The 6,191-nt window shown below is 60.1% G+C and carries 6 protein-coding genes; 1 reads left to right on the plus strand and 5 read right to left on the minus strand.

What is annotated here, in order from left to right; all coding sequences use genetic code 11:
• The 4 genes from WB528_RS03140 to WB528_RS03155 form a co-directional block, all read right to left on the minus strand.
• On the minus strand, positions 1 to 777 hold a 777-nt coding region (locus WB528_RS03140), incomplete at its 3' end, for a septal ring lytic transglycosylase RlpA family protein (RefSeq protein ID WP_423886972.1).
• Positions 778 to 998: 221 nt separating this feature from the next.
• Positions 999 to 1,511, minus strand: coding sequence for a DUF1543 domain-containing protein (locus tag WB528_RS03145; RefSeq protein ID WP_423886973.1), 513 nt, complete (start codon positions 1,509 to 1,511; stop codon positions 999 to 1,001).
• Between the two features lie 37 nt (positions 1,512 to 1,548).
• Positions 1,549 to 2,292, minus strand: a complete 744-nt coding sequence (locus WB528_RS03150; RefSeq protein ID WP_423886974.1) for a glutamine amidotransferase — start codon at positions 2,290 to 2,292, stop codon at positions 1,549 to 1,551.
• A gap of 379 nt (positions 2,293 to 2,671) precedes the next feature.
• Entirely contained in the window at positions 2,672 to 3,757 is a 1,086-nt protein-coding gene (locus tag WB528_RS03155; RefSeq protein WP_423886975.1) for a substrate-binding domain-containing protein, read from the minus strand.
• A gap of 117 nt (positions 3,758 to 3,874) precedes the next feature.
• On the opposite strand from WB528_RS03155, the gene WB528_RS03160 reads away from it, so the two are divergent.
• Positions 3,875 to 5,362: an aldehyde dehydrogenase family protein gene (locus WB528_RS03160; protein WP_423886976.1), complete on the plus strand. Its 1,488-nt coding sequence runs from the start codon at positions 3,875 to 3,877 to the stop codon at positions 5,360 to 5,362.
• Between the two features lie 70 nt (positions 5,363 to 5,432).
• Here WB528_RS03160 and WB528_RS03165 read toward each other — a convergent pair.
• A partial coding sequence (locus WB528_RS03165) for an LLM class flavin-dependent oxidoreductase (RefSeq protein ID WP_423886977.1) occupies positions 5,433 to 6,191 on the minus strand: 759 nt, incomplete at its 5' end.

The raw sequence follows: 6,191 nt of genomic DNA on the forward strand, positions 1-6,191 counted from the left end.
GTAAGCGGTGCGCTCCTGGCGCTCCGCATATGCTGCCTGCTCGGGCTGCGTACTCCCGAGATTGTAGGGCCGACCCTCGGGGAGCGGCACCTCGCCGCGAATCGGCCGCGCCGAGCCGGAGATTTCCGGCACGAACGGACGAGCGGACGCAACGCGGACCAACGAGGGCGCCGGCGCCGGCACGCCGGTGCGCAACGTCGCCATCAGCAAACGATCGTCGGAGCCCTCGAGCGGCGCCCGGCCGACATATTCAACGCGTACCCGCGCCACACCACTGCTCTTGAAGTCCAGGAGTTCTGCCGCCCGGCTCGAAACGTCCATGACGCGGTTGCCATGATAAGGACCGCGGTCATTGACGCGAACGATGAGCGATTTGCCGTTGGAAAGATTGGTGACGCGGGCGTAGCACGGCATCGGAAGCGTGGGATGGGCCGCGGAGAGCGAGGTCATGTCGAAAACCTCGCCGTTGGCGGTCAACCGCCCGTGGAAATCGTCGCCGTACCAGGAGGCAAGCCCTTCCTGGCGGTAATTGAAATTTTCTTCCGGAACATAGACTTGGCCGGCAACTGTATACGGCTTGCCGACGCGGTATGTTCCCCCACCCTTCGGCACAGGGTCGCCCAGCTCGACGACGCGGGGACTTGAGGAAACACCGTATTTGGGATCGACACGGCTGGATAGGCCGGATGAGGAGCAATTGGCGAGCATGAGGCATGCCGAGGTAATGGCAATCCCTCGCCACGCGCCCAAAATCGGTGCTGACCCTCTAATCCGCATTCGCCCCAAGTGCCATTCCGCCGGCCGCGCTTTCCGCGGCGCCTGGCGGCCGTATCCCCGATGCAGGCCCACGCCAGCATCAATCAGGCAATATACCGCATTGGGAACACGGCGGAAATGGGGAGAGCGACGGGGTGGTAAAGGTTGGTAAACCAATCCTTGCACCGGAAAAAAGGACGGAATTGTCGACGAGAGCCCCGTCCTAACGGGGGCTATGACGTTCACGCTTGGCCAATGAGCCGATAATCACACTCAAATCGAAACGGTTTTTCCAGTGTCGCGGGGCGCAATATCAGGTGATGGCCGCGATGTTGCATCTGAGCGCCGATGTCGATGGTCTTTTCGATTTCGAACAACCGATCCCTATGCGGCTTTCGCCAATGATTGATCTGCGCCTTGGCCTTTGCTTTGGCGGCTACCTCATCCATTGCGACAATCAGCACGTTCTTGTGCAGTTCAGTGAATTCGGCCGGATCGTACCCGCCCAGATTGACAAAGAAGAGCCTCTGTTCCGCTTTGCCCGGCGGTTGGTCCGCGAGCACGATGTCATATCCATCGGCCTGTTCGACCGCGCCCCAGCAATCGAGATGCAGGCTCTTGGGCTCCCCCCACCATTGCCGGCGCAGATCGTCATAGCAATCTTCCGCCGCCTCGCCGACCGAGAACCTGACGTCATGCAATTCGACATTTGAATTGCCGCAGTTGCCGCCAACGTAAAACATGAAGAGCTTCATTGGTCTCGGTATCCGGACGCTAATTTCCAGTATGGCTTTAACTCTGACGTTCCTTCGAAGAGGCCGCGGCGAGGCTGGAAGGAACGTCAGAGTTGCCACACTGGCGTAGCCAATCGCTGAAGATGCGGTCTGCGCGCTGCGCCATGCCGCTTCGGTGTCGTTGCGTGGCGGCTCGCAGATCCGCCACTGAGATCTGCGTGGCGGCGAGTTCGGAGGTGTGGCCGACATACCATTCTTCGAGCTGGCGTGGGTCGGCTTCGAGGTGAAACTGAAGCGCCAGCGAATTACGGCCAAAAGCGAAAGCCTGGTTTTCGTAGTTCCGGTTCGAAGCCAATCTTGTGGCTTCCCGGGGCAAGTCGAACGTATCTCCATGCCAGTGGAGCACCACGGCATCGTCGTCTTGCAACGGCTTCAGGCAGGATGATCTCCCCTCTTCCGTCAGCTCGATCGCCCCCCAGCCGATTTCCTTGACCTTGCCCTTGAAGACACGGCTGCCCAGTGCCCTGGCCATCAGCTGACTGCCAAGGCAGATTCCGAGCGTTGGAAGATCGTGCGATAATCTGTGTTCGATCAGTGCAAGCTCGGCGGTCAAGAACGGATAGTCGTTCGTTTCATAGACGCCAATCGGTCCGCCCAAAACAATCACAAGATGAGCATTTTTGATGGAAGGGTGAGACAGATCGTCGACCGCAGCCTCGCAGTAGGAGACGTCCCAACCCTCTCGCGCCATGATGGGCGCAAGAAGCCCCAAATCCTCGAAGGCTACATGCCGCAAAGCCACGGCGGATCGTCGGGATATGATCACCGGAAAGAGCTGCCTTTGTGCGAGCTGGCGTAACTGCCTAATTCATCACTTTATGTGGCTCGTCAGGATCGTCCGAAGCAAGTGTCGTGGCGAGTGTTTGCCGGAGCTCATCGAGAAACAAACGTTGAAGCCGTCAGTGGTGGACAGCGTTACCATGCCCGTCTCGGGACCAGAAGATCGTTCGACACTCCAGGAGGCCAGCGGATAGGCATACCGCAGCGTATTGTCTCTGTAGCGCGAGCGGAGTGCCTTGTCGATCAGATTGGGCAGCGCCGTCCAGCGTGGACACGTTCCCATTGTCGCCGCTTTTGCGGACCAGCGAAGGAGTCGTTCCCGGTTGTTGCGGAATGGGCCTCTATTGGCTGGTCTCGAGCCGATTGAGAAATTCTTTCACCGAGTGCACCACACCCGTATCGGTCGCCTTGTAACCGGGCAACGCCGCGACCGCCTTTTGAAACTCGCTGCCCTTCATGATGTCGAGCACCCGTCGCATTGGCTCGGTTTCCAGGAAAGCCTGCCGGCAGGCAAAGACGTAGTCCTCGGTCAGCAGACGTATGAAGTCGAGGCCAAACTGTCGCGCGGCGGCTTCGACGCCGAAGGCGACATCCGCCATTCCGCTTGCAACGTAGGCGGCAACGGCGGCATGGGTGAATTCGATCTGCTGCGCTCCGTTGATCCGCGTTTCGTCGATCCCGTACAGCGCCAGAAGCTGGTCGAACAGGAGACGGGTGCCAGAATCATGGTCGCGGTTGACGAAGCGGACTTTCCCATCCGCAAGGTCCGCAACAGATGAGATTTTGAGCGGATTGCCCCTCTTCACCATCAAGCCCATTTCGCGTGTGACGAAGCTGATGATGCGGTCCTGACGCGGATCGAGCCATTCCTTGCAAGCCTGAATGCCCTGCGCCCGCAGTTCGCCGCGTGGCAGATGAACGCCTGACAGGTCGCAGGCGCCCTGCGCCAGCGAGACCAGCGAATGCTGGTTGCTGACATAGCGGAGATCGACGCCGATACCGGACTCACGATCCAGCAGTTCCCGAAGCTTTGCCACGGCAAAACCATGGCTGGCGTGAACGCGAATAACTGAAGGCCGTTGATGCAGGAACGGTTTGATTTCGGTGGCGAGTTCCTGCGCGAGATTTTCAAGCTGCGGGCCGAGCCGCGCCTGCATCCTCTCTCCGGCCCAGACCAGCTTCTCCCCGAACGGGGTGAGCTTTGAGCCCTTGCCGCGCTGCGCCTCGACCAGCGGCACACCGAAAAACTGCGACCACTGTTCGATCAGGTTCCAGACGTGACGATAGGAAAGGCCCGCATCACGCGCGGCGCTGGTGATCTTTCCGGTTTTGCGGAGTTCATTGAGAATCCCGAGCATGACCACAACGGTTTGCGGGCTGCCCTCTTTGTGGAATCGCCAGACGGTTTCAATCTCGATTTGGAGCATGTCGGTACCTAAGTTATGAAGAAGAGTGCATATAATAGGCAGCCATCGGCACACAATATCATATTCCTATCTGTAAATTACTTCCTATCTTCAAGCACAAGATATGGAGGAAATATGATGTCTGTTGCATATGCCTATACCCCGGAGACGGCGGCGGCTGAATTCCTGCGCAAGCCGCACCAACTCCTGATCGATGGCCGTCGCGTTCCCTCCTGTTCAGGACGGACATTCAAATCCGTCAATCCGGCGACCGAAGAGGTCATCGCCACGGTTGCCGAAGGCAACGAGGCTGATGTCGATCATGCCGTCGCCGCGGCGCGCCGCGCCTTCGAGGGGCCCTGGCGCACCATGCGCGCCGCCGAGCGCGGTCACCTCCTGCTCAAATGGGCGGATTTGTTGAAGCGTCACGCTGACGAGATTGTCGAAATTGAGAGCCTGGACGGCGGCAAGCCGATCTCGGCCACGATGCGCCAGGACTTTCCTGCCGCTATCGATACGCTGACCTACTACGCCGGCTGGGCCGACAAGATCAGCGGCGAAGTCGTTTCGACGCGCGACGATGCGCTGACCTACACCGTGCGCGAGCCCGTTGGTGTGGTGGCGGCGATCGTGCCGTGGAATTTTCCGCTGATGATCGGAATGTGGAAGCTGGCCCCCGCTTTGGCTTGCGGCTGCACCGTGGTCATGAAACCTGCTGAATTGACCTCGCTTTCGGCGCTCCGCATCGGCGAGCTGGCGCTTGAAGCCGGCATTCCACCCGGCGTGTTCAACATCGTGACCGGTCCCGGCCGCATCGTTGGCGACGCGCTGGTCAATCATCCCGACGTCGACAAGGTGACGTTCACGGGTTCGCCGGGTGTCGGCCGCGGCATCATGAAGGGCGCTGCCAGCAACTTCAAGCGCGTCTCGCTTGAACTCGGGGGCAAGTCCGCCAACGTGATCTTCGACGACGCCGATCTCGAAGCTGCGTCCAAATCGGCCGCGGCCGGCATCTTCTTCAACGCCGGCCAGGTGTGCTCGGCCGGTTCGCGCGTGCTCGTTCAGGAGAACGCCTACGACGAAGTGGTTGAACGGATCGCGGCCCGTGCAAAATCGCTCCGGATGGGAGACTTGCTGGATCGCAACACCTCGCTAGGTCCGGTGATCTCGGAAAAGCAGATGAAGTCGATCCTCGACTATGTCGACATCGGACAAAAGGAAGGCGCAACGCTTGTCACCGGAGGCGAGCGGGTCGGCAAGCGCGGCTATTTCATCAGTCCGGCCGTGTTCGCCGATGTAAAGCACGAGATGCGGGTTTCGCAGGAAGAGATCTTCGGCCCTGTCGTCAGCGTCATCAAGTTCAGGGATGAAGCGGACGCGCTGCGGATCGCAAACGGAACGGCCTATAGTCTTGCAGCCGGTGTCTGGAGCCGCGACATGGGCCGGGTGCAGCGTTTTGCCAAGCGCGCCCGCGCCGGCACCGTCTGGATCAACACCTATGGCTATACCGATGTGCGGTTGCCCTGGGGTGGCGAGCGTGACTCCGGCCTTGGCCGGGAGCACGGCACTGCGGCGATCGAGAATTTCACCGAGCCGAAAGCGGTCTGGATGAATCTCAGCGCCTAAAGGCAATTGAGCCGAAAAATCAGCAATGCGCGAACGGGAGCGTCCGCGCATTGTTTTGTCTGGAAGACGTTCACCGCAATCCTCGACTCAGCGGCTTCGGCAGGCCAAGATTCTCACGTAGCGTTTCGCCTTCATAGTCACCGTGAAACAAGCCGCGGCGTTGCAACTCCGGCACAACAAGGCGCACAAAATCCTCGTAAGTCCCCGGCACATGGGTGGCCGCGATCACGAAGCCGTCGCAGCCGCCACCCGTGAACCATTGCTCGAACTGGTCTGCGACCATTTTGGGCGAGCCGACGAAGGTCGGCATCTCGCGCACCGTGCCTCTGCCGCTGAACTCGACGAAATCGCGCACCGTCGGGTTTGGTTTGCCGCTGACTTGGACGACGCGATCCCGCAGCGCTTGCATGCCGCTGATCGCCTTTAGCTCCTCAGCCGTAAACGGCTCGTCCACCGGCTTCGAGGCAAAGTCGAAATTGAGCACCTCCGACAGCAGCACCAGCGCGTCGATCGGCTTGGCCAGCGCATCGACGGCGGCGAACTTGTCTTCCGCCTCGCTTTGCGTTTCCGCAACGACCGGATAGACCGCCGGCGCAATGCAGACATCACGCCCTTTCTCGGCAAAGGCGCGTTTGAAATCCGGATACTGCTTTTTAGCGACATCGAGGTTGGGGTAGACCACGAAGATCAATTCGCCCCATTGCGCGGCGAATTGCTTGCCCCGGCCGCTTTGTCCGGCCTGGATGATGACGGGATGTCCCTGCGGCGAACGCGGCACCGTGAAAGGCCCGCGCGATTTGAAGAAGCTGCCTCGATGATCGAGGCGGTG

Origin of the sequence: Bradyrhizobium sp., assembly GCF_049586575.1 — a bacterium.
GTDB lineage: Bacteria > Pseudomonadota > Alphaproteobacteria > Rhizobiales > Xanthobacteraceae > Bradyrhizobium.

What these genes read in the sequence shown, in the direction of transcription:
- WB528_RS03145 (WP_423886973.1), bottom strand. Translation starts at nt 1,511, where the DNA reads ATGAAGCTCTTCATGTTTTACGTTGGCGGCAACTGCGGCAATTCAAAT.
- WB528_RS03155 (WP_423886975.1), bottom strand. Translation starts at nt 3,757, where the DNA reads ATGCTCCAAATCGAGATTGAAACCGTCTGGCGATTCCACAAAGAGGGC.
- WB528_RS03160 (WP_423886976.1), top strand. Translation starts at nt 3,875, where the DNA reads ATGTCTGTTGCATATGCCTATACCCCGGAGACGGCGGCGGCTGAATTC.